The following is a 24,176-nucleotide window of genomic DNA, read 5'->3' on the forward strand; positions in this document are numbered from 1 at the left end:
TTTTAGACTCCTGATTCGCGATAGTGGACGTCGCTAACGGCACGCAGACGTTCTGCCGCCTGTTCCGCCGTCAGGTCACGCTGGGTTTCTGCCAGCATTTCGTAGCCCACCATAAATTTACGTACCGTCGCAGAGCGCAGCAGCGGCGGATAGAAATGGGCATGCAATTGCCAGTGCTGATTCTCTTCCCCGTTGAACGGCGCGCCGTGCCAGCCCATGGAGTACGGGAAGGAGCACTGGAACAGATTGTCGTAACGGCTGGTCAGCTTTTTCAGCGCCAGGGCAAGGTCGTCGCGCTGCGCGTCGCTGAGATCGGTAATACGCAGAACATGTGCTTTCGGCAGCAGCAGCGTCTCAAACGGCCACGCGGCCCAGTAAGGCACGACGGCCAGCCAGTGTTCGGTTTCCACCACGGTACGGCTGCCGTCGGCCTGTTCACGCTGCGCGTAATCCACCAGCATCGGCGAGCCGTTTTCCGCGTAATACGCTTTCTGCAGACGGTCTTCACGCTCGGCTTCGTTAGGCAGGAAGCTGTTCGCCCAGACCTGGCCGTGCGGATGGGGATTCGAGCAGCCCATGGCCGCGCCTTTGTTTTCGAACACCTGCACCCACGGATAGCTCTGCCCCAGCTCTGCGGTTTGCGCCTGCCAGGTGCTGACGACCTCTTTCAGCGCGTCCACGCTCAGCTCCGGCAGCGTCTTGCTGTGATCGGGCGAGAAGCAGATCACGCGGCTGGTTCCGCGCGCGCTTTCGCAGCGCATCAGCGGATCGTGGCTTTCAGGCGCGTCCGGCGTGTCGGTCATCAGGGCGGCAAAATCGTTTGTGAACACGAAGGTGCCTTTGTAGTCCGGGTTTTTATCCCCGGTAACGCGCGTGTTGCCTGGACAGAGGAAGCAGTCCGGGTCGTGCTGCGGCAGGGTCTGTTTTGCAGGCGTCTCCTGCGCACCTTGCCAGGGGCGCTTAGCGCGATGCGGAGAAACTAAAATCCATTGCCCGCTCAACGGGTTAAAACGACGATGCGGATGATCGACGGGATTAAATTGCGTCATGACGGATCCTTAGTCCGGATAGCCTTGCGGGTGGCGTGACTGCCAGTGCCAGGTATCCTGTGCCATTTCATCAAGCGTGCGCGTCACACGCCAGTTAAGCTCTTTGTCGGCTTTGGTGGCATCGGCCCAGTAAGCAGGCAGATCGCCCTCGCGACGCGGTGCGAAGTGGTAGTTCACCGGCTTGCCGCAGGCTTTGCTGAAGGCGTTAACCACGTCCAGCACGCTGCTGCCGACTCCGGCGCCGAGGTTGTAAATATGCACGCCCGGTTTGTCAGCCAGCTGCTGCATGGCCGCAACGTGACCGTCGGCCAGATCCATTACGTGGATGTAGTCGCGCACGCCGGTGCCGTCTTCGGTCGGATAGTCATTGCCAAAAATCGCCAGCGAGTCGCGACGGCCAACGGCAACCTGGGCGATATACGGCATCAGGTTGTTTGGGATGCCCTGGGGATCTTCACCCATATCGCCAGACGGATGCGCGCCGACCGGGTTGAAGTAGCGCAGCAGCGCGATGCTCCACTCCGGCTGGGCTTTTTGCAGGTCGGTCAGGATCTGCTCCACCATCAGCTTGCTTTTGCCGTACGGGCTTTGCGGGGTACCGGTCGGGAAGCTTTCAACGTAAGGAATTTTCGGCTGATCGCCGTAGACGGTGGCGGAGGAGCTAAAGATGAAGTTTTTGACGTTCGCCGCGCGCATGGCGGAGATGAGACGCAGAGTGCCGTTGACGTTGTTGTCGTAATACTCGAGCGGCTTCGCAACGGATTCACCGACCGCTTTCAGACCCGCGAAGTGGATCACCGCTTCTATGGCGTGGTCGTGAAGGATCTCGGTCATCAGCGCTTCGTTGCGGATGTCGCCTTCCACAAAAGTCGGTTGTTTACCGCCAAGACGTTCAATCACAGGCAGCACGCTGCGCTTACTGTTGCACAGGTTGTCGAGAATGATGACGTCATGGCCGTTTTGCAGCAGCTGCACGCAGGTATGGCTACCTATGTAACCGCTACCACCTGTTACCAGAACTCGCATATTTCGCTCCATTGGGCTTATGGTATGTAATAACCATAGCATAACAGAGACGCGAAAAGTGTGACATGGGATAAAATAGTGGAATCGTTTACACTCGTTTTCACACTCATTTTTTTCATGACTGAGAGCATTCTAGATCAAAGAGATAGCGATGTATTGATGCAAGTTATCTGAAAAAGAGGAGGGCAGAGCCCTCCGCGGTTAATCAACGTTGCTGAGAAGGTAGCGATAACCCTCACCGTCCGGAACAAACTCCAGGCGATGCGTGATGCAGGCGGGGGCATCTTCGGCATGATGTGAAACGAAAAGCAGCTGCGTTTCACCTTCGCTAATCAGCACGTCCACAAAGCGGCGGATAAGCTGGCGGTTCAACGGGTCGAGTCCCTGCAGCGGTTCGTCGAGGATCAGCAGCGTAGGGTGTTTCACCAGCGCGCGAACGATCAGGGCCAGACGCTGCTGCCCCCACGAAAGACTATGAAACGGCGCGTCAGCCACCCGGTTATCCATGCCCAGAATGTCCAGCCACTGCTGGGCGAGCTTATGTTGTTTGTCCGACACCGCCTGATAAATTCCGATGGAATCAAAATACCCGGAGAGGATCACGTTGCGTACCGTGGTACTGACCCGGTAATCCAGATGCAGGCTGCTGCTGACGTAGCCGATATGCTTTTTGATATCCCAGATGGTTTCTCCGCTGCCGCGACGCCGACCAAACAGCGTGAGGTCGTTGCTGTAGCCCTGCGGATGATCGCCGGTGATCAGGCTCAGCAGCGTCGATTTTCCCGCGCCGTTGGGGCCGACAATCTGCCAGTGCTCGCCCGGATTGACCGTCCAGCTGAGGCGGTTAAGGATCGGGCGATCGTCATAAGAGACCACGCCATCCCGCAGCACGATGCGCGGCTGGTGGGGATCGAGCGCATGGCGGGCCGAAGGAGCGTCAGGTTCCGGAAGGGTAATTCCGTCGAGTTGTTCACTGTGCGCGAGCTGGGCAATCAGCGCCTGCTTGAGCAGCGCTGTTTTTTCTCCGGTTTCGGTCAGGTTACAGTCGGCCAGGACGCCCGCGTGCTGGATAAAGTCCGGAATTTCATCGAAGCGGTTAAGCACCAGCACGAGGGTATATCCCTGCTGATTAAGAGACGCCAGCAGGGCCGCCAGCTGCGCACGGGACTGCACGTCAAGACCGTCGAACGGTTCGTCCAGAATAAGCAGTTCAGGTTGGCTCATCAGCGCCTGACAAAGCAGCGTTTTTCGCGTCTCGCCGGTAGAAAGGTATTTAAAGCGCCGGTCCAGCAGAGGGGTGATACCGAACCGTTCTGCCAGGCGCCGGCAGCGGGCGGGATCCTTCACTTCATCCTGAATAATTTCCGCGGTCGTACGGCCGGTATCTTCTTCGCCTGGGCTGAGCAAATCGGTGTTGTTGCGCTGCCACTCGTCGCTGACCAGCTTTTGCAGTTGTTCAAACGACAGGCGCGTCAGGCGCGTAAAGTCGCTCTGGTATTCGCCCTTGAGGAGGTTGAGCTCTCCGGCCAGCGCGCGGGCCAGCGCGGATTTACCGCTGCCGTTTGTGCCGACAAACGCCCAGCTTTCACCCGCGCGTAGCGTCAAATCAGCAATTGTCAGCGTTCGGGTATCGCTAAGACGAAACGTGCCTTGCGAAATATGCAATGATGACATGGTTTATCCCTGTTTTTGCAGCACCAGATATCAGGGATACGCACTGTCGGTACGATTGTCAATGTGCTCAGCACAAAGTGGCGATAATCACCCGGTCCGCGTTGAAATACGCGGTGACGGCAGCACCTTCTTCTAAGTTGTCCGACTCGCTGAGCGGTACGGTCGCGCAAAGCGGCTGCCCATCTGCCAGGGTCATCAGCACTTCGCACTGCGCTTCACCGCGTTTGATGAGGCTGATGGTGCCCTGCAGCTGGTTATCTGCTCCGATTGCCGCGTCGGGATCGCGCGTGATAGTGACCCACGGCGCTTTCAGCAGCACCAGCACCTCTTTACCTTCATTCAGTTCAAGACGTTCCGCGCTTTGCGCCGTTATGGCGGCCTTCAGACGGGTGGTGCCATCGGCAAGCAGGATCTCAATATGCTGCTGTATCTGCAGATTGTCGCGCGCCGTCACCGTACCAAACCACTGGTTACGGGCGCTGGTTTGTAAAGAGAAGCGGGAAATGGCGGCCAGCAGACTGTCCAGCGGAACGTTATCGTCATCGCTCAACACATCAAACGCTTTTTGCTGGATCTGCGCCAGCAGATCGTAAAGCTGAATAAGGCGCTGGCCATAACGCGTCACGATCGCACCGCCGCCGCCTTTGCCGCCCGTGGCTCTGTCCACCAGCGGGTGTTCGCTCAGGGTGTTCATCTCGTTGATGGCGTCCCAGGCGCTTTTATAGCTGATTCCCGCGTTTTTCGCCCCCTGGCTAATCGAGCCCGTTTGTTCTATTTGTTTAAGCAGGGCGATACGTCGCGGATCGGCGAAAAGCTTTTGCTGAAGTCGTAGAGTGAGGAGAATTTCGGCCTGCATAACAGTGTCCTGGCAAAAAGAGTATTGTGACCCAAATGGTGCAGGGCGCAAAGGGTACCGCACAAAAGGGGATGTTTTTCTCACTATTCAGGGTAGAATGAGTCATTCACAATATCTGGAGAAAACCATGTTAGAGTTGTTGAAAAGTCTGGTATTCGCCGTGATCATGGTACCAGTAGTGATGGCCATCATCCTCGGTGCCATCTACGGCCTGGGTGAAGTGTTCAACGTCTTTTCGAACATTGGTCACAGAGACCAGGCTAAAAAGCAGCATTGATTCCCCTCAAAACGCCCGGCTTGTCCGGGCGTTTTGCTCTCAAGATTTTCCCGTTTTCGCCGATATAATTTAACGCATCACACCGGTTTACCCATTCAGCGGTACGATTAAACGCTGGGATCTCCCTGACGTTATCGTTATATTAATGTGTATATAACGCTACTCACAGGAGTTACAGATGGCACGTTCATGGGTACGCCTTTTTGCAGGGGCAACATTGACGCTTTCCCTTACCGGACACGCGCTGGCGGACGAGGGTAAAATCACGGTCTTTGCGGCGGCGTCGCTGACTAACGCGCTGCAGGATATTGCGGCGGCGTATAAAAAAGAGAAAAACGTCGAGGTGGTCTCCTCTTTTGCCTCTTCCTCGACGCTGGCGCGCCAGATAGAAGCGGGCGCACCGGCGGATCTGTTCATCTCGGCGGATCAGAAGTGGATGGATTACGCGGCGGAGAAGAAATCGATTGATGCGACAACCCGCGAAACGCTGCTGGGGAATAGCCTGGTTGTCGTGGCGCCAAAAGCCAGCGCGCAGGCGGACATCACTATCAACAAACAGACCAACTGGATGAGCCTGCTGAACGGTGGCCGTCTGGCGGTGGGCGACCCGGCGCACGTTCCGGCCGGGATTTATGCCAAAGAAGCGCTGCAAAAGCTGGGCGCATGGGAGACGTTGTCGCCGAAGCTGGCCCCGGCCGAAGACGTGCGTGGCGCGCTGGCGCTGGTGGAACGCAACGAAGCCCCGCTGGGCATTGTGTATGGCTCTGATGCCGTAGCCAGTAAGGGAGTGAAAGTGGTGGCAACGTTCCCGGAAGACTCCCACAAGAAAGTGGAATATCCTGTTGCGATTGTTGATGGACATAAAAATGCGACCGTGACGGCTTTCCGCGATTATCTGAAGGGGCCTGAAGCGTCCGCTATCTTTAAACGTTACGGATTTACGACTCACTGATGATATTGACCGATCCTGAATGGCAGGCTGTTCTGCTGAGCCTTAAAGTCTCTTCCCTGGCGGTTGCGCTGAGTTTGCCCTTTGGGATCTTCTTTGCCTGGCTACTGGTTCGCTGTCAGTTTCCCGGCAAAACGCTGCTCGACAGCGTGCTTCATCTTCCGCTCGTGTTGCCGCCCGTAGTGGTCGGTTACCTGCTGCTGATTTCGATGGGGCGACGCGGTTTTATCGGCGAGAAGCTCTACGACTGGTTTGGGCTGACGTTCGCTTTTAGCTGGCGCGGTGCGGTACTGGCTGCGGCGGTGATGTCATTCCCACTGATGGTGCGGGCGATACGTCTCGCTCTGGAAGGCGTGGACATGAAGCTTGAACAGGCGGCCCGCACGCTGGGCGCCGGGCGCTGGCGCGTCTTTTTCACCATCACGCTTCCGCTGACGCTGCCGGGCATTATTGTCGGCACGGTGCTGGCCTTCGCCCGCTCGCTCGGCGAGTTTGGCGCGACGATCACCTTTGTGTCGAACATACCCGGCGAGACGCGGACGATTCCGTCGGCAATGTATACCCTGATTCAAACGCCGGGCGGTGAAGGCGCGGCGGCGCGGCTGTGTATTATTTCAATTGTGCTGGCGCTGGCATCGCTGATGGTGTCTGAATGGCTGGCGCGGCTCAGCCGCGAGCGGATGGGGAAATAAGCATGCTGGAACTCCATTTTACCCAGACGCTGGGAAACCATACCCTGACGCTTAACGAGACGCTGCCTGCAAGCGGAATCACCGCCATCTTTGGCGTGTCGGGGGCGGGAAAAACGTCGCTGATTAATGCCATCAGCGGCCTGACCCGCCCGCAGTCTGGCCGGATTGTTCTGAATGACCGCGTCCTGAATGACGTGGAGAATAAGGTTTACCTCTCGCCGGATAAACGCCGCATCGGCTATGTTTTCCAGGATGCACGCCTGTTCCCGCACTACAGCGTGCGCGGCAACCTGCGTTACGGCATGGCGAAAAGCATGGCCGGGCAGTTTGATAAGCTGGTGACGCTTTTAGGTATAGAGCCATTGCTCGACAGGCTGCCATCCTCACTCTCCGGTGGAGAAAAACAGCGCGTGGCCATTGGCCGCGCGTTGCTGACCGCACCCGAACTGCTGCTGCTCGACGAACCGTTGGCCTCGCTCGATATTCCGCGTAAACGCGAACTTCTGCCTTATCTACAGCGCCTGACGCGGGAAATTAATATTCCGATGCTCTACGTCAGCCATTCGCTGGATGAGATCCTCCATCTGGCCGACAAAGTGCTGGTGCTGGAAGAGGGCAGCGTCAAGGCCTTCGGCAACCTGGAAGAGGTGTGGGGCAGCAGCGTGATGCACCCCTGGTTGCCCCGGGAACAGCAGAGCAGCATTCTGAAAGTAAGCGTCCTGGAACATCATCCGCACTACGCGATGACGGCGCTGGCGCTGGGCGATCAGCACCTGTGGGTCAATAAGATCGACAAGCCGTTACAGTCCGCGCTGCGCATTCGCATCCAGGCGTCGGACGTCTCGCTGGTGCTGCAGCCGCCGCTGCAAACCAGTATTCGAAATATCCTGCGCGCCAAAGTCGCGGAGTGTTTTGATGATAACGGCCAGGTGGAAGTGAAGCTCGAGGTGGGAAGCCGGACGCTCTGGGCGCGCATCAGCCCGTGGGCCAGGGATGAGTTAGGGATCAAACCCGGACTGTGGCTTTACGCGCAAATTAAGAGCGTCTCGATCACCGCCTGATTACAGCAGGTGGGTATAAATGTACTGCGCGATGCTGTCGGTGGTGTTGTCGCCAATCACCACGTTAGCGCGCGCTTTTACCGCGTCGTCGGCATTGCCCATCGCCACGCCCGTACCGACGGCTTCCAGCATGCTTATGTCGTTGTAGTTGTCGCCGAAGGCGATCGCGTCCTGCATCGACCAGCCTTTTGATTCCACATACTGCGTCAGGCGTTTGCCTTTGCTGTTGCCTTTGCGGGCAATATCCACCTGATCGTGCCAGGACCACTCGCACTCCAGACCCAGCGTCTGTTCCACGTGTTTCGCGAAGGCATTCAGCTTGGTGGTGTCTTCATCCGTCAGGGCGAATTTCCAGATAGCCTCAACGTCCTGGGCCGCCTGACGCAGGGAGGAAACCTGGGTAAAGACGGGACGCTGCGCTTCAGGCAGGGACAACGCCCAGTTGCTGGTGCGCACCACGTGGCCGGTAGGGCGCTCGTAGACCATTGCGTTATCCACATACATCAGGCCGTGAACGGCATGCTCATCCAGCAGATCAATCAGTTGCAGCGCCTGGGGAACCGGCAGCGGGTCGGATTCTAAAACCTTTTTTGCCTGATAATCATACAAATAAGTGCCATTACAACAAATTGCAGGTGTATCTAACGCCAGTGCCTGATAAAAAGGGTGAATGGCAACGTGATGTCGACCCGTTACGATAAGGAGTTGATATCCCGCTTCCTGCGCGCGTTTAAGCGCTTCCAGAGAAGAGGGGAGAAGGGTTTTTTGCGGCGTCAGTAAGGTACCGTCTAAATCCAGAGCAATCACACGCGAGGTCATCTGTTTTTCCGGGTTAATATTGAATTTACGTTTTGATGGGATGGTACACCGAGAGGTGAACGCTTCAAAATTCCTGTCGACAATTCAGCATTCACCGTCAAAAGTTAACTACTTTCATGCGCAGTGAGGAGTGAATATTCATGAAACAAACCGTTTATACCGCCAGTCCTGAAAGCCAGCAGATCCACGTCTGGCGCTTAAATACCGAAGGGACACTCACGCTGGTTCAGGTTGTTGATGTGCCAGGCCAGGTGCAACCGATGGTCATCAGTCCGGATAAACGTTTCTTGTACGTGGGTGTGCGCCCGGAGTTTCGCGTGCTGGCCTATCGCATTTCTCCGGACGACGGTGCGCTGACGTACACTGCTGAAGCCCCGTTGCCGGGCAGCCCAACCCATATCTCTACCGATCGCAAAGGCAACTTTGTCTTCAGCGGCTCGTATAACGCGGGCTGCGTCAGCGTAACGCGTCTGGAAGACGGCATTCCGGTCGAAACCGTGGATGTGGTGGAAGGGCTGGAAGGCTGCCACTCGGCGAATATCTCTCCGGATAACCGCACGCTGTGGGTGCCTGCCCTGAAGCAGGATCGTATCTGCCTGTTCACCCTGAGCGACGATGGTCACCTGGTGGCGCAGAATCCAGCTGAAGTTACGACGGTAGAAGGCGCTGGTCCGCGTCATATGGTCTTCCACCCGAACCAGCAGTATGCCTACGTGGTCAACGAACTGAACAGCTCAGTGGACGTATGGGAACTGAAAGATCCAAACGGTCAGATTGAGTGCGTGCAGACGCTGGACATGATGCCGTCTGATTTCTCCGACACCCGCTGGGCGGCGGATATCCACATTACGCCAGATGGCCGCCATCTGTACGCCTGCGACCGTACCTCCAGCCTGATTACCGTGTTTAGCGTTTCCGAAGATGGCAGCGTGCTGGCGGTTGAAGGCTTCCAGCCGACGGAAACCCAGCCGCGCGGCTTTAATATCGATCACAGCGGCAAATACCTGATTGCGGCGGGGCAGAAATCCCACCATATCGCGCTGTATGAAATTAAAGGCGAGCAGGGGCTGCTGGAAGAGAAAGGGCGTTATGCCGTAGGCCAGGGGCCAATGTGGGTGGTGGTAAACGCTCACTAAGCGGCTGAAAACAAAAAACCTCGCGAATGCGAGGTTTTTTTATCTCTGTGTGCCGGGTAAGGCGAAGCCGCCACCCGGCAAAACAGCTTACTGCTTCGGCTCAGCAACCACTTTGCTACCCAGACCGCGGTTGTTGTATTCCCACATGCGGTTGAAGTTAGCGTCGTTCAGGTTGCGCTGCACGTTCCCTTTATCATCCACCGCACCGGTGTTGCCGGAGAACGGACGTTTGGAGATCGCGGCATCCGCCCACGGTTTCGCCATGTTGAAGCCTTCGTTGATCACGCTGTCGCGGATCACAACCTGACCGTTGGTGGCTGAGTCCACGTCCAGGGAGCGTCCCAGCTGCGCCACGCCGTCACCGGCAGCATTAAAGCGGCTGTTCACGGCCAGGAAGCCGAAGAAGAGGTTCGACTGGGTTGCCGGAGCAAACACGTAACCTTCCTGCTGAGTACGTGAGTTCACCACGCGGAAATCGGTATTATCAAACACCACCGCGCCGCGACCAGACACCAGATCCACGTCACCTTCAACGTAGCTGTTGGTCACAAGGGTACGGGTCAGACGGTTATTCTGCAGGGTGTTCTGCACGCCGCTGTTGGTCACGAAGAAGGTGTTCTGACGGCCCAGAATGTTGACGTTGTTAATCTGCACCTTATCGCCATCGCTACGCAGCGCAACGGCCTGGTGGTTACCGGCGTCAACGCTGTCACCCAGGGTATTCTGAATGGTCAGGTTCTGCAGCTGCAGACCGTTATTCTGAGACCAGAATACCGCCGAGCACATTACGCCAATGGTGGCGGAACGCTTGCTCTGGCAGTTATCAAACATATACCACGCCGGTTTGCCCGGCATATATTTACCGGCCGGGTTCACCAGGTGACGCCAGGTGTTGCTGTCGATTTCGGAATCAATCGCCAGACCAATTTTTACGTCAATCGCCTTTTCGCCCAGACCGTAAAGCGTAATGCTGCCTGGTGCCGCCGGAACATACACGGTGCCTTCATATTCACCAGGCAGGATCGCGATGTACTGGCGAGACGCGCTGTGTTTAGTGATGGCAGCATCAACCGCAGCCTGAATTGAGGTATGCGTTACGCCCTGCGCACTCGCCGGGCCAACCACGAAGTCAGGCTGTTTCGGCAGATTAATAGACGACGGGGTCCACGGCGCAGCGTTAGGATCCATCGCTGAGAAGTAGTGTGCACGGTCGAAGTTCTTCGCTTCATCAGTGGACAAAATCGGGCGGGAGGCGGTACCGGGCGCAACCTGCTCAGAAGGTCGCTGATCCGGTGGTGTTGAACTGCAAGCGGATAAGGTCACGCCAAAGGCGAGTGCTAACGCCAGACGGGAAATCCTGGAAATGTTCAAGGTAGAGCTCCTGGGTATGCAAGTCTTTACGGGACAGACGAAATAGCCTGCTTTTTTATACTAAGTTGAGCGAAACGGGAAGATAAAAAGGGTAAAAGTTCCATTTTTAGCCCGAGAGCGGCAAGTAAGTGATCACAAATAACTAACATTTTCCTTCAAGGCGGTTGACAGTAGACGGTGGATGCAAATAAATGTCTATACAACCCATGACAAGTGGAATGCCCATGCAGCAGATTCATCCCGACGATGTGATATGGCGAAATGCGCGACTGGCTACGATGGTGCCGGACGTATCTGCGCCCTATGGACTGAAAGAGCAACATGCCCTGGTCGTACGGGGTCAAACTATCCTGGCCGTGATCCCTGAATCTGACATTCCGGCCGGACACCGTCACTGCGTCGATCTCCAGGGGCGTCTGGTCACGCCTGGCCTGATTGACTGCCATACCCACCTTGTATTTGGCGGCGATCGCGCGGCGGAGTGGGAGCAGCGTCTTAACGGCGTCTCTTATCAAACCATCAGCGCCCAGGGGGGCGGGATTAACGCTACCGTGACGGCGACCCGCAGCAGCTCGCCCGAAACCCTGCTTAAGCTGGCGCAGCAGCGGCTTCAGCGACTGATGAATGAAGGCGTCACTACGGTTGAAATCAAGTCGGGATACGGTCTAAACCCCGAGGCCGAAGAGAAGATACTGCTGGTCGCGCGCCAGCTGGGCCTCAATAATCCGATCGATATCAGCCCAACGCTGCTGGCGGCTCATGCGGTTCCGCCGGAATACCGACAGGATCCGGACGCGTACCTCACGCTGGTCTGTGAGCAGATATTGCCCACGCTGTGGCAAAAAGAGTTATACGAAGCAGTAGACGTGTTCTGCGAAAACGTCGGCTTTACCTCGTCGCAAACCGAGCGTCTCTTTAAGGCGGCAACCGCGCTCGGTATCCCGGTGAAAGGGCATGTTGAGCAGCTTTCAAATCAGGGCGGTGCGGCGCTGGTCAGCCGGTATAAAGGACTCTCCGCCGATCATATCGAATATCTCGACGACGCAGGCGTTCAGGCGATGGCGCAAAGCGGTACGGTTGCGGTACTGCTCCCCGGCGCGTTCTATTTTCTGCAGGAGCGCCAGCGTCCGCCGGTGGAACAGCTCAGAAAACACGGTGTGCCGATGGCGGTCGCCACCGACTACAACCCCGGCACCAGCCCGTTTGCCAGCCTGCACCTGGCGATGAACATGGCCTGCGTCCAGTTTGGCCTGACCCCTGAAGAAGCCTGGGCTGGCGTCACGCGGCATGCCGCGCAGGCGCTGGGTCGTGGCGCAACCCACGGACAGCTGCGGGCCGGGTTTGTCGCTGATTTTATCGTCTGGGATGCTCATCATCCGGTAGAGATGGTCTACGAGCCGGGACGCAACCCGCTGTATCAACGTATTTTTCGTGGGGAGGCAGTATGAAGCTATGGCGGCCCGTAGCCGAAACGGTCTGGCAGGGGCGCGACGACAGCGCCGAGGCCAGCAACGCAACGCGTATTTTCCAGACGATACGGCAGCAGGGAGCGTTCACGCCGCTGGCATCCGGCATTGCGCTGATAGGCTTTGAATGTGATGCAGGCGTAAAACGCAATCAGGGCAGGCCCGGCGCCGTGCAGGCGCCGGATATACTGCGAAAAGCGCTGGCGAATATGGCCAGCCATCAGGGACACGATCGGCTGGCGGATATGGGCTCGGTTTACATTGAAGGTGACGAGCTTGAGGCGGCACAGCAGGCGTTAAGCGATGCCGTCACGGCCTGTCAGCAGTCCGGGATGCGTACGCTGGTCTTTGGCGGCGGACACGAAACCGCGTGGGCGCACGGTCGCGGCGTGCTGGACGCCTTCCCGGACGAGCGGGTTGTCATTATCAATCTTGATGCCCATCTCGATCTGCGCAAGGCCGACCGGGCGACGTCCGGCACGCCGTTTCGCCAGCTGGCGCACTACTGCGATGAGCGCGGGCGGGAATTTCAGTACGCCTGCTTTGGCGTGAGCCGGGCGGCGAACACGCTGGCGCTGTGGGATGAGGCCGAACGCCTGAACGTCACGCTGGTGGAAGATCTCCATTTCAGGCGCGATGCGCTATCCGCGCTGGAAAAGGTGCTGGCGCAGGCCGATCGTATCTATCTGACAATCGATCTGGACGTCCTGCCCGCCAGCGAAATGCCTGCCGTGTCCGCGCCGGCCGCGTTAGGCATACCGGCGCTGGATCTTCTCCCGGTTATCGAACAAATCTGCCGTAGCGGTAAGCTCCAGGCCGCCGATCTGGTAGAGTTTAACCCGCAGTACGATCGGGACGGGCAGGGCGCAAAGCTTGCCGCCCGTCTGGCCTGGCAAATTGCTCACTGGTGGGCATAACACTATTCAAGGAGTCACGATGTTTTCACGCTCACCCCTGCCGCAGTCGAGCTCTCCCGCACCTTTCTACGAAAAGGTGAAGCAGGCGATCAGCGAAAAAATCGCCACCGGCGTCTGGCGGCCGCACGACCGCATTCCCTCGGAGGCCGATCTGGTGGCGCAGTTTGGCTTTAGCCGGATGACCGTCAACCGCGCGCTGCGCGAGCTGACCGACGAAGGGCTTCTGGTGCGCCTGCAGGGCGTGGGGACGTTTGTGGCGGAACCGAAAGGGCAATCCGCCCTGTTTGAAATCCGCAGTATTGCAGACGAAATTGCCGCGCGTAATCATCAGCACCGCTGTGAGGTGCTGGTGCTCGAAGAGACCCAGGCCAGCGCCGAGCAGGCGGTAGAGCTGAATGTCAAAGAGGGAAGCCGCATCTTCCACTCCGTGATGGTGCATTTCGAAAACGACATTCCGGTGCAGATTGAAGATCGCTGCGTTAACGCTGAGCGGATACCGGACTATCTGAACCAGGATTACACCCAGACCACGCCGCATGCCTATCTCTCGCTCGTCGCACCGCTGACGGAAGGGGAGCACATTGTGGAGGCCGTGCGCGCCACGCCGCAGGAGTGCGAAAGGCTGCGCATTAAAGAGCACGATCCGTGCCTGCTGATCCGCCGCCGTACCTGGTCCTCGTCGCACATCGTGTCGCATGCCCGGCTGCTTTTCCCGGGTAATCGCTACCGGCTGCAGGGCCACTTCATGTCATAAGTTTTATAAGCGTGATCGCTAACGCAATATAACAAAATTGTATCTTTTTTGTTAAATCTGACCTTGTGTGTGCTTGTCTATACAAGTATATCTAAATGCATCATCTGTCCCCTATGAGGAGCACACAATGTCGTCAGGTAAATACCGCCAGCAGGACGTCCGCGCCGCGCGCGGCACCACGCTTACCGCCAAAAGCTGGCTCACCGAAGCCCCGCTGCGCATGTTGATGAACAACCTCGACCCTGAGGTGGCGGAGAACCCCCACGAGCTGGTGGTCTACGGCGGCATAGGCCGCGCCGCGCGCAACTGGGAATGCTATGACGCAATTGTAAAATCCCTGACCGAACTCGAACACGACGAAACCCTGCTGGTACAGTCCGGCAAGCCGGTTGGCGTGTTCAAAACGCATAAAAACGCGCCGCGCGTGCTGATCGCTAACTCTAACCTCGTGCCGCACTGGGCCACCTGGGAACACTTCAACGAACTGGACGCAAAAGGACTGGCGATGTATGGCCAGATGACCGCGGGGAGCTGGATCTACATCGGCAGCCAGGGGATCGTGCAGGGCACCTACGAAACCTTCGTGGAAGCCGGTCGCCAGCACTACAACGGCTCACTGAAAGGCCGCTGGGTATTGACCGCGGGTCTCGGCGGCATGGGCGGCGCGCAGCCGCTGGCCGCCACGCTTGCCGGCGCATGCTCGCTCAACATTGAGTGCCAGCAGAGCCGCATTGATTTCCGTCTGCGCACCCGCTACGTCGATGAGCAGGCAACCGATCTGGACGATGCGCTGGCGCGCATCAAAAAATACACCTCTGAAGGCAAAGCGGTGTCGATTGCCCTGTGCGGCAACGCGGCGGACATTCTTCCTGAACTCGTCGCCCGCGGCGTGCGCCCGGATCTGGTCACCGACCAGACCAGCGCCCATGACCCGCTGCACGGCTATCTGCCAAAAGGCTGGACGTGGGAAGAATATCAGCAAAAAGCGGAAACCGACCCGGAAGGCACGGTGCTTGCCGCGAAACGCTCCATGGCCGAGCACGTCTACGCCATGCTGGCCTTCAGCCAGATGGGCATTCCGACCTTTGACTACGGCAACAACATCCGCCAGATGGCGAAAGAGATGGGCGTGAATAACGCCTTTGACTTCCCGGGCTTCGTTCCTGCCTATATTCGTCCGCTGTTCTGCCGCGGCATCGGTCCGTTCCGCTGGGTTGCCCTGTCCGGTGACCCGGAGGATATCTACAAAACCGACGCCAAAGTGAAGGAGATCGTCGCTGATGACGAACATCTTCACCACTGGCTGGACATGGCCCGCGAGCGCATTAACTTCCAGGGCCTGCCGGCGCGTATCTGCTGGGTAGGGCTGGAGTGGCGTCAAAAACTCGGCCTCGCCTTCAACGAAATGGTGCGCAGCGGTGAAGTCTCCGCGCCGATCGTCATCGGCCGCGACCACCTGGACTCCGGCTCCGTCGCCAGCCCGAACCGCGAAACCGAAGCCATGCGCGACGGCTCGGATGCGGTCTCCGACTGGCCGTTGCTGAACGCTCTGCTGAATACCGCCAGCGGCGCGACCTGGGTGTCGCTGCACCACGGCGGCGGCGTGGGGATGGGCTTCTCCCAGCATTCCGGGATGGTCATCGTCTGCGACGGAACCGATGAAGCCGCCGCGCGTATCGCTCGCGTACTGCACAACGACCCGGCAACCGGCGTGATGCGTCACGCGGATGCGGGTTACGAAATTGCCATTGACTGTGCCAAAGAGCAGGGCCTTAACCTGCCGATGATCCCTGCCACACAAGGAAAGAATTAATGAACGCATTAACACTCACTCCCGGCTCGCTGACGCTCAAGCAGCTGCGTAACGTCTGGCGCAAGCCGGTCACCCTTTCGCTGGATGCAAGTGCCCATGCCGCCATTAACGACAGCGTCGCCTGCGTCGAAGCCATCGTTGCCGAAGGGCGCACCGCCTACGGGATTAACACCGGCTTTGGCCTGCTGGCGCAGACCCGCATCGCGACACACGATCTGGAAAACTTACAGCGTTCGCTGGTGCTGTCACACGCGGCGGGCGTGGGTCAGCCGCTGGATGATGAGATTGTCCGTCTGATGATGGTGCTCAAAATCAACAGCCTGGCGCGCGGTTTCTCCGGCATTCGCCTGAGCGTGATCCAGGCGCTGATGGCGCTGGTTAATGCAGAGGTCTATCCGTGGATCCCGGCGAAGGGCTCCGTCGGGGCCTCCGGCGATCTCGCGCCGCTGGCGCACATGTCGCTGCTGCTGCTGGGTGAAGGCAAAGCGCGCTGGCAGGGCGAGTGGCTTCCGGCGAAAGAGGCGCTGAAAAAAGCCGGCTTAACGCCGATCACGCTGGCGGCGAAAGAGGGGCTGGCGCTGCTGAACGGCACGCAGGCATCGACAGCTTTCGCGCTGCGCGGCCTGTTTGAAGCGGAAGATCTGTTTGCCTCGGCGGTGGTGTGCGGTGCGCTGACCACCGAAGCGGTGCTGGGCTCGCGTCGCCCGTTCGATGCCCGCATCCACGAGGTGCGCGGTCAGCGCGGGCAGATCGATGCCGCCGCGATGTACCGTCAAGTGCTTACCGACACCAGCGAGATCGCGGATTCACACCACAACTGTGAAAAGGTGCAGGATCCCTATTCCCTGCGCTGCCAGCCGCAGGTGATGGGCGCGTGCCTGACGCAGCTGCGCCAGGCGGCGGAGGTGCTGCTGGTGGAGGCCAACGCGGTGTCCGATAACCCGCTGGTGTTCGCCCAGGAAAACGAGGTGGTCTCAGGCGGTAACTTCCACGCCGAGCCGGTGGCAATGGCTGCGGACAACATCGCGCTGGCGATTGCCGAAGTCGGCGCGTTGTCCGAGCGCCGCATCGCGCTGATGATGGATAAACACATGTCCCAGTTGCCACCGTTCCTGGTGCGTAACGGCGGGGTCAACTCGGGCTTTATGATTGCTCAGGTGACGGCCGCAGCGCTGGCAAGCGAGAACAAAGCCCTGTCGCATCCGCACAGCGTGGATAGCCTGCCAACGTCTGCAAACCAGGAAGATCACGTTTCGATGGCACCGGCTGCCGGGCGTCGTCTCTGGGAAATGGCCTCCAACACCCGCGGCGTGCTGGCGGTGGAATGGCTGGCGGCAAGTCAGGGTATCGATCTGCGTGAAGGGCTCAAATCCAGCCCGCTGCTGGAGCAGGCGCGCCAGGTGCTGCGCGAGCACGTATCGCATTACGACGACGACCGCTTCTTTGCGCCGGATATTGATAAGGCGATGCAGCTTCTGGAAGAAGGGCGGCTGGTGGGTCTGCTACCTTCGGTGCTGTGATTTTTTTGCCCGGTGGCGCTGCGCTTACCGGGCCTACGAATGCGAAATCCAGGCCGGGTAAGGCGTAGCCGCCACCCGGCTTTTTTTACGAATACATCGCCGTAATCGACGCGCTCCCCAGGGAATGGAAATGCACGTTAAACCCGACCATCGCGCCGCTCGCGCCTTCATCGACGTCAATCTTCTCCACGTCCAGCGCGTGCACCGTGAAGATGTAGCGGTGGGTTTCCCCTTTTGGTGGCGCCGCGCCGCCGTAGCCCGCTTTACCAAAATCGGTGCGCGTCTGAATCGCGCCCTCAGGCAGGGCAACCAGGTCAGAGCCGGAACCCTGCGGCAGGACGCGCGTGTCGGCAGGCAGGTTCGCCACGATCCAGTGCCACCATCCGGAACCGGTTGGCGCATCCGGGTCGTAGCAGGTCACGACAAAGCTTTTGGTGCCTGCCGGAACCTCGTCCCACGCCAGGTGCGGGGAGATATTATCTCCCTGATACCCCATGCCGTTGAAAACGTGCCGTTCCGGGAGTTTTTCTCCGTCGCGCAGATCTTTACTGATGATTTTCATACGGTTTACCCTTGTTGATCGCTCGTTCAGCAAGTGTAATGCATTGGGTTAAATCATGAAATGCGCGGGAATGTTAACGGCTGTTACAACCGCGTCGGTTAATTTTCGAAGCTGCTCTGGCGTGATGCTGTACGGCGGCATCAGGTAGATAAGCTTGCCGAAAGGCCGCACCCACACGCCCTGGTCCACAAAGAAGCGCTGCAGCGCCGCCATATTCACCGGATGGGTGGTTTCAATCACCCCGATGGCGCCCAGCACGCGCACGTCCGCCACGAAATTCGCGCCCGAGGCGGCGCTCAGCTCCGCTTTCAGCTGCGCTTCTATCGCCGCAACCTGCGTCTGCCACTCGCCGCTCTCCAGAATCGCAAGGCTTTCACTCGCCACGGCACAGGCCAGCGGGTTACCCATAAACGTCGGACCGTGCATAAAGCAGCCCGCTTCACCGTCGCTGATGGTGTCGGCCACCTGGCGGGTCGTGAGCGTGGCGGAGAGCGTCATGGTGCCGCCCGTCAGCGCTTTGCCGAGGCACAGAATATCCGGGGCGATACCCGCATGCTCGCAGGCAAACAGCTTGCCGGTGCGGCCAAAGCCGGTGGCAATCTCATCGGCAATCAGCAGAATGCCCTCGCGGTCGCACATCCTGCGAATACGCCTCAGCCATTCCGGATGGTACATCCGCATTCCGCCCGCGCCTTGCACAATAGGCTCAAGGATCACGGCGGCAATCTCATGACGATGCGCCGCCATCAGCCGCGCGAAGCCGACCATGTCCATCTCGTTCCACTCGCCGTCGAAGCGGCTCTGCGGCGCAGGGGCAAACAGGTTTTCCGGCAGATACCCTTTCCACAGGCTGTGCATGGAGTTCTCCGGATCGCAAACCGACATCGCCCCGAAGGTATCCCCGTGATAGCCGTTGCGGAAGGTGAGTAACCGCTGGCGCGTTTCGCCTCTGGCGTGCCAGTACTGCAGCGCCATTTTCATCGCCACTTCCACCGCCACGGAGCCGGAATCGGCCAGGAAGACGCACTCCAGCGAGTCAGGCGTCATCGCTACCAGACGGCGGCATAAATCCACCGCGGGCTGATGGGTGATCCCGCCAAACATCACGTGCGACATCTGGTCAATCTGGGCCTTCATCGCCGCATTCAGGCGCGGGTGGTTGTACCCGTGAATCGCCGCCCACCACGAAGACATGCCGTCAACGAGCCGCTCGCCGCTGGCGAGGTGCAGCTCGCAGCCGTGGGCGGAGGCAACCGGATAGACGGGAAGGGGGCGGGTGGTGGAGGTGTAAGGGTGCCAGATATGCTGCTTGTCGAAGGCGAGATCGTCCTGGGTCATAATCGACTTGTAAACCATTTTGAAAAGTTTTAGGTTTACGAGTATAAACCGAACCGAAAATTAACAAAACCCTTTGGAGAAGCCCGATGGCTCACCACGCACGCTGGACGATGTCGCAAGTTACTGAATTATTCAACAAACCTTTCCTTGAGCTGATGTTCGAAGCCCAACAGGTGCATCGTCAGCACTTCGATCCCCGCAATGTTCAGGTCAGCACGCTGCTGTCGATCAAGACCGGCGCCTGCCCCGAAGACTGCAAATATTGCCCGCAGAGCGCGCGCTACAAAACCGGTCTGGAGTCAGAGCGCCTGATGGAAGTCGAGCAGGTCCTCGACTCCGCGCGCAAGGCGAAAAACGCCGGCTCGACCCGCTTCTGCATGGGCGCGGCGTGGAAGAACCCGCACGATCGCGACATGCCGTATCTGGAGCAGATGGTGAAGGGCGTGAAGGAGATGGGCCTCGAAGCCTGTATGACGCTCGGTACGCTCAACGAGGAGCAGGCGCAGCGCCTCTCGGCAGCGGGGCTGGATTACTACAACCACAACCTCGACACCTCGCCGGAATTTTACGGCAACATCATCACCACGCGTACCTACCAGGAGCGTCTGGATACGCTGGATAAAGTGCGTGACGCGGGGATTAAGGTCTGCTCCGGCGGCATCGTGGGCTTAGGCGAAACCGTGAAAGACCGCGCGGGCCTGCTGCTGCAGCTGGCGAACCTGCCGACCCCGCCGGAAAGCGTGCCGATCAACATGCTGGTGAAGGTCAAGGGCACGCCGCTGGCGGATAACGAGGACGTGGATGCGTTTGATTTTATCCGCACCATCGCGGTGGCGCGCATCATGATGCCAACGTCTTACGTTCGCCTCTCAGCGGGTCGCGAGCAGATGAACGAGCAGACCCAGGCCATGTGCTTTATGGCCGGAGCCAACTCCATCTTCTACGGCTGCAAGCTGCTGACCACGCCGAACCCGGAAGAGGATAAAGACGTTCAGCTGTTCCGCAAGCTGGGGTTGAACCCGCATCAGACCGAAGTGCTGACGGGCGATAACGAGCAACAGCAGCAGCTGGAGCAGCAGATTTTCAACGCCGACACCGAACAGTTCTACAACGCGGCAGCCGTATGACCTGGCAGGCACGTATCAACTCTGCGCTCGACGACCGTCGGGCGGCAGAGGCATTTCGCGTTCGCAGGGTGGTGGAAAACGGCGCGGGCCGTTTTCTTACCCGTGAAGGCCAGCGGTTCTGCAATTTCTCCAGCAACGACTATCTCGGGCTGAGCCAGCATCCGGCCATTATCCGCGCCTGGCAGAAGGGCGCGGAGCGGTTTGGCGTGGGCAGCGGCGGATCGGGGCACGTCAGCGGGTACACCACGGCGCATCATGCGCTGGAAGAGGCGCTTGCCGACTGGCTGGGCTACCCGCGCGCGCTGCTGTTTATCTCCGGCTTTGCCGCCAATCAGGCGGTTATTACGGCCCTGATGGGGAAGGACGATCGCATTGTTGCCGATCGCTTAAGCCATGCGTCCCTGCTGGAGGCGGCAAATTTAAGCCCGGCTCAGCTGCGGCGTTTTGCCCATAACGATGCGGGACAGCTCGCAGCGCTGCTGGATAAACCCTGCGAAGGACAACAGCTGGCTGTCACCGAAGGAGTGTTCAGCATGGACGGCGACAGCGCGCCGCTTGCCGCGCTGCACGAGGCCGCAAAGCGACAGAATGCCTGGCTGCTGGTGGACGATGCCCACGGCACCGGCGTGATGGGCGACGAAGGGCGTGGAAGCGCGTATCAGCAAAACGTGAAGCCTGAACTGCTGATTGTCACCTTTGGCAAGGGCTTTGGCGTTAGCGGTGCCGCCGTGCTGTGCAGCGAATCCGTCGCCGACTATCTGCTGCAGTTTGCCCGACACCTGATCTACAGCACCAGCATGCCCCCGGCGCAGGCCGTTGCGCTGTCTGCGTCGCTGGCTGTGATACGCGGCGCGGAAGGGGATGAATGTCGCCAGCGGCTGGCAGAGCATGTTGCCCGCTTCCGTCAGGGATTAGCGGCGCTGCCTTTCCACAGTCCCGATTCGCAGAGCGCTATCCAGCCGGTGATTGTCGGAGAAAACGGCCGCGCGCTGGCGCTGGCACAGGCGCTGCGCCAGCGCGGCATGTGGGTCACCGCCATCCGCCCGCCAACCGTCCCACCGGGCACGGCGCGTCTGCGCTTAACCCTGACGGCGGCGCATGAACGACAGGATATTGAGACGTTGCTGGAGGCGCTCCATGATGCCGGTGAATAAGCAGGCCATCGCGGCGGCATTTGGCCGCGCCGCGCAGAGCTATTCGCAGCACGATGAGCTGCAGCGTCTGAGCGCGCAGGGGCTTCTGGCCGCGCTTGGCGAGAACCGTTTTCCACAGGTGCTGGACGCCGGCTGTGGTCCCGGCAGCAACAGCCGCTACTGGCGCGGGGCGGGAAGCCAGGTGACGGCTATCGATCTCTCAGCCCAGATGCTTGAAGAGGCGCGCCAGCAGCAGGCGGCGCATCGCTATCTGCTGGCCGATATCGAGGCGATCCCGCTGGCGGACGCGCAGTTTGATCTGGTCTGGAGCCATCTGGCGGTTCAGTGGTGCAGCAGCCTGCCGCAGGCCTTGCGCGAGCTTTATCGCGTCGCGCGACCGGGCGGGAAGGTGGCGTTTACCACCCTGCTGGAAAGTTCGCTGCCGGAGCTGAATCAGGCCTGGCAGGCAGTCGATGAACAGCCGCACGCTAACCGGTTTTTATCGCATGAGCAGGTGACGCAGGCGCTGGCAGGCTGGCGCGCTCGCAGCGTAGTGCAGACCATCACGCTCAATTTTAGCGATGCGTTCAGCGCCATGCGTTCGCTGAAGGGCATAGGCGCCACGCACCTGCATACCGGACGCGAGAAAAAACCGCTCACCCGCGGTCAGCTGCAGCGCCTTGAGCTGGCCTGGCCGCAGCAGCGGGGTCAATTCCCGCTCTCCTATCAACTTTTTCATGGGATTATCGAACGTGACTGAACGTTATTTTGTCACCGGCACGGACACAGAAGTGGGTAAAACGGTGGCCAGCTCGGCGCTGCTGCAGGCGGCACGGATGCTCGGGAAAAACACCGCCGGATATAAGCCAGTGGCGTCCGGCAGCGAGATGACGGCGGAAGGGTTACGCAACACCGACGCGCTGGCGCTCCAGCGTAACAGCACCCTTGAACTCGCCTATTCCGCGGTGAATCCGTACACCTTTGCCGAGCCGACCTCGCCGCACATTATCAGCGCCGATGAAGGTCGTCCGATTGATTTCGCCGTGCTGTCCGCCGGATTGTGGACGCTGGAAAATCAGGCCGACTGGGTGCTGGTGGAAGGGGCTGGCGGCTGGTTTACGCCGCTTTCGGACACGCAGACGTTTGCCGACTGGGTGCAGGCCGAGCAGCTTCCGGTCATTCTGGTCGTCGGCGTCAAGCTGGGATGCATCAATCACGCCATGTTGACCGCGCAGGCCATACAGCAGGCCGGACTGCGTCTGGCGGGTTGGATAGCCAACGACGTGGTTGCGCCGGGTAAACGACACCTGGAGTATCTGGCGACGCTCAGGCGCGTCCTGCCCGCGCCGTGCCTCGGGGAAATCCCCTGGCTTGCTGACGGCGCGGAAAATGGCGAAACCGGGCGTTATCTCGATCTCAGCGTCTTGCTTCCCGCGACATCCAGTGAGCAATAAGCTCGTCATCCAGTTCGTTAACGTGGCCCTGCGCCACGTTACGCCCGCGATAGAGCATACAGAAACGGTCCGCCACCCGGCGGATAAACGACAGCTGCTGCTCCGCTAATAGCACCGTCATACCCAGCTCCCGATTTAAGCGCACCAGCAGCTGCCCCAGCTTCTGGGCAACGCTGTGCCCCGCGCCGTGCAGGGGTTCATCCAGGATCAGCAGGTGAGGGCGGTTCACCAGCGCATTAGCCAGCGCCAGCTGATACTGGTCGTCCGGAGAGAGCGTGTTGGCACGGGTTTGTCGCACCCCATAGAGCGCCGGAAACAGGTCGTAAACGTCATTTTTTGCGTTCGGGTTAGGTTTCCCCGTCGCGCGCATGGCGATATGCAGGTTCTCCTCAATCGTTAGCTGGGAGAAGATCCGCCTGTCCTGCGAGACATAGCCAATCTCCGGGCCGGAACGCTGTTCTGGCGGCGGGTTTAGCAAATCACGCGGCGGCGCGCCCGCCTCATACCAGATGATGCTGCCGCTTTCGACAGGCACCTTCCCGGCGATGCAATTCATTAGGGTGGTTTTCCCCATGCCCGGCAGGCCAACGACGCCTGTACACATCCCTTGCGGAAAATCTAAATCCACATTCCATAGCGTATGTTGACTTCCGTAAAACTGATTCACAGCACGCAGACTCAACATCTTTCTCTCCTTAAAAATGTGTGTAGGTGAGGCTCGCTGTTGATTCTGCAAAACCCCTGCCATAAAGCGGAAAGTGATTAAAAAAGCGACTTTTTTAGGAATAAGTCACCGGAAAGCGGTTTATAAAAAACCGGATTGCACATTGACGGTGCCGCCGGTGATGAGTTGTGGTGCAGAACCCGAAATGATGAAAATGTGAGCAAGATCCCATCGGTTGGTTATGAATGACGCAACTGTTAATCAGCAAAAAATAGCTATAAAAATTTTTTGTCGCCGTCTCGTGGGAAAATCCGGGAATTTGCAGAGCGCCAGTCTGTATGGGCTGGAAGCAGTTATCCACTATTCCTGTGGATAACCATGTGCATTAGAGTTAGAAAACACGCGATAAGCGAGAGAAGACGCGGCTTACGCCCAAATTGGCGCGAAACGCGGCTTTAGAAAATATCGTTTATTTTTTAATTGCTTAGATAAAAGCAATTCCCGTCATGAAAGTGTCA

The 24,176-nt window shown here is 58.8% G+C and carries 23 protein-coding genes; 14 read left to right on the plus strand and 9 right to left on the minus strand.

Features of this window, described 5'->3' with window-relative positions; translation table 11 throughout:
• Positions 1-2: 2 nt before the first annotated feature.
• The 4 genes from galT to modE all read right to left on the minus strand — a co-directional run bounded on the left by galT (position 3) and on the right by modE (position 4,605).
• A complete protein-coding gene (gene galT / locus FOY93_RS06795; protein ID WP_111963799.1) occupies positions 3-1,049 on the minus strand; it encodes a galactose-1-phosphate uridylyltransferase in 1,047 nt (348 codons plus the stop codon).
• 9 nt (positions 1,050-1,058) lie between these two features.
• Entirely contained in the window at positions 1,059-2,075 is a 1,017-nt protein-coding gene (gene galE / locus FOY93_RS06800) for a UDP-glucose 4-epimerase GalE (RefSeq protein ID WP_048026980.1), read from the minus strand.
• A 201-nt stretch (positions 2,076-2,276) separates the two neighbouring features.
• Complete coding sequence (gene modF / locus FOY93_RS06805) at positions 2,277-3,749, minus strand: molybdate ABC transporter ATP-binding protein ModF (protein WP_136195364.1); 1,473 nt, start codon at positions 3,747-3,749, stop codon at positions 2,277-2,279.
• Between the two features lie 67 nt (positions 3,750-3,816).
• The gene (modE, locus tag FOY93_RS06810) at positions 3,817-4,605 is read right to left on the minus strand and encodes a molybdenum-dependent transcriptional regulator (protein ID WP_136195365.1); all 789 of its coding nucleotides are present in this window, start codon (positions 4,603-4,605) and stop codon (positions 3,817-3,819) included.
• 127 nt (positions 4,606-4,732) lie between these two features.
• Between modE and FOY93_RS06815 the strand changes: the two genes are divergently transcribed.
• The 4 genes from FOY93_RS06815 (at position 4,733) to modC (ending at position 7,584) form a co-directional block, all read left to right on the plus strand.
• Positions 4,733-4,882 carry an AcrZ family multidrug efflux pump-associated protein gene (locus FOY93_RS06815; RefSeq protein ID WP_008501118.1) on the plus strand — a complete coding sequence of 50 codons (150 nt, stop codon included), beginning with the start codon at positions 4,733-4,735 and terminating at the stop codon, positions 4,880-4,882.
• Positions 4,883-5,060: 178 nt separating this feature from the next.
• The gene (gene modA, locus FOY93_RS06820; protein ID WP_133294013.1) at positions 5,061-5,834 is read left to right on the plus strand and encodes a molybdate ABC transporter substrate-binding protein; all 774 of its coding nucleotides are present in this window, start codon (positions 5,061-5,063) and stop codon (positions 5,832-5,834) included.
• On the plus strand, positions 5,834-6,523 hold the full coding sequence (gene modB, locus FOY93_RS06825; protein ID WP_032641645.1) for a molybdate ABC transporter permease subunit: 690 nt from the start codon (positions 5,834-5,836) through the stop codon (positions 6,521-6,523). Before modA ends, modB begins: the two co-directional genes overlap by 1 nt.
• A 2-nt stretch (positions 6,524-6,525) precedes the next feature.
• Positions 6,526-7,584 carry a molybdenum ABC transporter ATP-binding protein ModC gene (gene modC / locus FOY93_RS06830; RefSeq protein ID WP_032661184.1) on the plus strand — a complete coding sequence of 353 codons (1,059 nt, stop codon included), beginning with the start codon at positions 6,526-6,528 and terminating at the stop codon, positions 7,582-7,584.
• On the opposite strand, the gene FOY93_RS06835 is transcribed toward modC, so the two are convergent.
• Entirely contained in the window at positions 7,585-8,403 is an 819-nt protein-coding gene (locus tag FOY93_RS06835; RefSeq protein WP_127730091.1) for a pyridoxal phosphatase, read from the minus strand.
• A 140-nt stretch (positions 8,404-8,543) separates the two neighbouring features.
• On the opposite strand from FOY93_RS06835, the gene pgl reads away from it, so the two are divergent.
• The gene (gene pgl, locus FOY93_RS06840; protein ID WP_045909472.1) at positions 8,544-9,539 is read left to right on the plus strand and encodes a 6-phosphogluconolactonase; all 996 of its coding nucleotides are present in this window, start codon (positions 8,544-8,546) and stop codon (positions 9,537-9,539) included.
• Between the two features lie 87 nt (positions 9,540-9,626).
• Here the strand turns inward: pgl and FOY93_RS06845 are convergent, their stop codons facing one another.
• Positions 9,627-10,910, minus strand: a complete 1,284-nt coding sequence (locus tag FOY93_RS06845; RefSeq protein ID WP_143344844.1) for a putative acyl-CoA thioester hydrolase — start codon at positions 10,908-10,910, stop codon at positions 9,627-9,629.
• A gap of 224 nt (positions 10,911-11,134) precedes the next feature.
• On the opposite strand from FOY93_RS06845, the gene hutI reads away from it, so the two are divergent.
• The 5 genes from hutI to hutH all read left to right on the plus strand — a co-directional run bounded on the left by hutI (position 11,135) and on the right by hutH (position 17,380).
• Positions 11,135-12,358, plus strand: a complete 1,224-nt coding sequence (gene hutI / locus FOY93_RS06850; RefSeq protein ID WP_143344845.1) for an imidazolonepropionase — start codon at positions 11,135-11,137, stop codon at positions 12,356-12,358.
• Complete coding sequence (gene hutG, locus FOY93_RS06855; RefSeq protein ID WP_143344846.1) at positions 12,355-13,293, plus strand: formimidoylglutamase; 939 nt, start codon at positions 12,355-12,357, stop codon at positions 13,291-13,293. Before hutI ends, hutG begins: the two co-directional genes overlap by 4 nt.
• A gap of 19 nt (positions 13,294-13,312) precedes the next feature.
• Positions 13,313-14,047 (plus strand): histidine utilization repressor, encoded by a 735-nt coding sequence (locus tag FOY93_RS06860; protein ID WP_104949081.1) that lies wholly within the window; start codon positions 13,313-13,315, stop codon positions 14,045-14,047.
• Between the two features lie 127 nt (positions 14,048-14,174).
• Positions 14,175-15,860: a urocanate hydratase gene (gene hutU / locus FOY93_RS06865; protein ID WP_136195369.1), complete on the plus strand. Its 1,686-nt coding sequence runs from the start codon at positions 14,175-14,177 to the stop codon at positions 15,858-15,860.
• The gene (hutH, locus tag FOY93_RS06870) at positions 15,860-17,380 is read left to right on the plus strand and encodes a histidine ammonia-lyase (RefSeq protein WP_136195370.1); all 1,521 of its coding nucleotides are present in this window, start codon (positions 15,860-15,862) and stop codon (positions 17,378-17,380) included. Before hutU ends, hutH begins: the two co-directional genes overlap by 1 nt.
• Before the next feature lie 85 nt (positions 17,381-17,465).
• On the opposite strand, the gene FOY93_RS06875 is transcribed toward hutH, so the two are convergent.
• Both FOY93_RS06875 and bioA read right to left on the minus strand, forming a co-directional pair.
• Positions 17,466-17,942, minus strand: coding sequence for a kinase inhibitor (locus FOY93_RS06875; RefSeq protein WP_032674406.1), 477 nt, complete (start codon positions 17,940-17,942; stop codon positions 17,466-17,468).
• Positions 17,943-17,990: 48 nt separating this feature from the next.
• Entirely contained in the window at positions 17,991-19,280 is a 1,290-nt protein-coding gene (bioA, locus tag FOY93_RS06880; protein WP_411800864.1) for an adenosylmethionine--8-amino-7-oxononanoate transaminase, read from the minus strand.
• Positions 19,281-19,366: 86 nt separating this feature from the next.
• On the opposite strand from bioA, the gene bioB reads away from it, so the two are divergent.
• From bioB to bioD, 4 genes are read left to right on the plus strand one after another with little or no spacing between them, the layout of a single operon-like run.
• Complete coding sequence (gene bioB, locus FOY93_RS06885; RefSeq protein ID WP_133294020.1) at positions 19,367-20,407, plus strand: biotin synthase BioB; 1,041 nt, start codon at positions 19,367-19,369, stop codon at positions 20,405-20,407.
• On the plus strand, positions 20,404-21,561 hold the full coding sequence (gene bioF, locus FOY93_RS06890; protein ID WP_133294021.1) for an 8-amino-7-oxononanoate synthase: 1,158 nt from the start codon (positions 20,404-20,406) through the stop codon (positions 21,559-21,561). Before bioB ends, bioF begins: the two co-directional genes overlap by 4 nt.
• Positions 21,545-22,300, plus strand: coding sequence for a malonyl-ACP O-methyltransferase BioC (gene bioC / locus FOY93_RS06895; protein ID WP_133294022.1), 756 nt, complete (start codon positions 21,545-21,547; stop codon positions 22,298-22,300). The genes bioF and bioC overlap by 17 nt, the downstream gene beginning before the upstream one ends.
• On the plus strand, positions 22,293-22,994 hold the full coding sequence (gene bioD / locus FOY93_RS06900) for a dethiobiotin synthase (protein WP_143344847.1): 702 nt from the start codon (positions 22,293-22,295) through the stop codon (positions 22,992-22,994). The genes bioC and bioD overlap by 8 nt, the downstream gene beginning before the upstream one ends.
• Here the strand turns inward: bioD and FOY93_RS06905 are convergent.
• Positions 22,957-23,679: an ABC transporter ATP-binding protein gene (locus tag FOY93_RS06905; RefSeq protein WP_143344848.1), complete on the minus strand. Its 723-nt coding sequence runs from the start codon at positions 23,677-23,679 to the stop codon at positions 22,957-22,959. The two genes, bioD and FOY93_RS06905, sit on opposite strands and share 38 nt — an antisense overlap.
• Positions 23,680-24,176: the final 497 nt, after the last annotated feature.

Origin of the sequence: Enterobacter sp. 18A13, assembly GCF_007035975.1 — a bacterium.
GTDB classification, from domain to species: domain Bacteria; phylum Pseudomonadota; class Gammaproteobacteria; order Enterobacterales; family Enterobacteriaceae; genus Enterobacter; species Enterobacter vonholyi.

Bases quoted from the DNA above. Each gene is read 5' to 3' on its own strand.
- galT (WP_111963799.1), bottom strand. From the start codon at position 1,049: ATGACGCAATTTAATCCCGTCGATCATCCGCATCGTCGTTTTAACCCG.
- galE (WP_048026980.1), bottom strand. From the start codon at position 2,075: ATGCGAGTTCTGGTAACAGGTGGTAGCGGTTACATAGGTAGCCATACC.
- modF (WP_136195364.1), bottom strand. From the start codon at position 3,749: ATGTCATCATTGCATATTTCGCAAGGCACGTTTCGTCTTAGCGATACC.
- modE (WP_136195365.1), bottom strand. From the start codon at position 4,605: ATGCAGGCCGAAATTCTCCTCACTCTACGACTTCAGCAAAAGCTTTTC.
- FOY93_RS06815 (WP_008501118.1), top strand. From the start codon at position 4,733: ATGTTAGAGTTGTTGAAAAGTCTGGTATTCGCCGTGATCATGGTACCA.
- modA (WP_133294013.1), top strand. From the start codon at position 5,061: ATGGCACGTTCATGGGTACGCCTTTTTGCAGGGGCAACATTGACGCTT.
- modB (WP_032641645.1), top strand. From the start codon at position 5,834: ATGATATTGACCGATCCTGAATGGCAGGCTGTTCTGCTGAGCCTTAAA.
- modC (WP_032661184.1), top strand. From the start codon at position 6,526: ATGCTGGAACTCCATTTTACCCAGACGCTGGGAAACCATACCCTGACG.
- FOY93_RS06835 (WP_127730091.1), bottom strand. From the start codon at position 8,403: ATGACCTCGCGTGTGATTGCTCTGGATTTAGACGGTACCTTACTGACG.
- pgl (WP_045909472.1), top strand. From the start codon at position 8,544: ATGAAACAAACCGTTTATACCGCCAGTCCTGAAAGCCAGCAGATCCAC.
- hutI (WP_143344845.1), top strand. From the start codon at position 11,135: ATGCAGCAGATTCATCCCGACGATGTGATATGGCGAAATGCGCGACTG.
- hutG (WP_143344846.1), top strand. From the start codon at position 12,355: ATGAAGCTATGGCGGCCCGTAGCCGAAACGGTCTGGCAGGGGCGCGAC.
- FOY93_RS06860 (WP_104949081.1), top strand. From the start codon at position 13,313: ATGTTTTCACGCTCACCCCTGCCGCAGTCGAGCTCTCCCGCACCTTTC.
- hutU (WP_136195369.1), top strand. From the start codon at position 14,175: ATGTCGTCAGGTAAATACCGCCAGCAGGACGTCCGCGCCGCGCGCGGC.
- hutH (WP_136195370.1), top strand. From the start codon at position 15,860: ATGAACGCATTAACACTCACTCCCGGCTCGCTGACGCTCAAGCAGCTG.
- FOY93_RS06875 (WP_032674406.1), bottom strand. From the start codon at position 17,942: ATGAAAATCATCAGTAAAGATCTGCGCGACGGAGAAAAACTCCCGGAA.
- bioA (WP_411800864.1), bottom strand. From the start codon at position 19,280: ATGACCCAGGACGATCTCGCCTTCGACAAGCAGCATATCTGGCACCCT.
- bioB (WP_133294020.1), top strand. From the start codon at position 19,367: ATGGCTCACCACGCACGCTGGACGATGTCGCAAGTTACTGAATTATTC.
- bioF (WP_133294021.1), top strand. From the start codon at position 20,404: ATGACCTGGCAGGCACGTATCAACTCTGCGCTCGACGACCGTCGGGCG.
- bioC (WP_133294022.1), top strand. From the start codon at position 21,545: ATGATGCCGGTGAATAAGCAGGCCATCGCGGCGGCATTTGGCCGCGCC.
- FOY93_RS06905 (WP_143344848.1), bottom strand. From the start codon at position 23,679: ATGTTGAGTCTGCGTGCTGTGAATCAGTTTTACGGAAGTCAACATACG.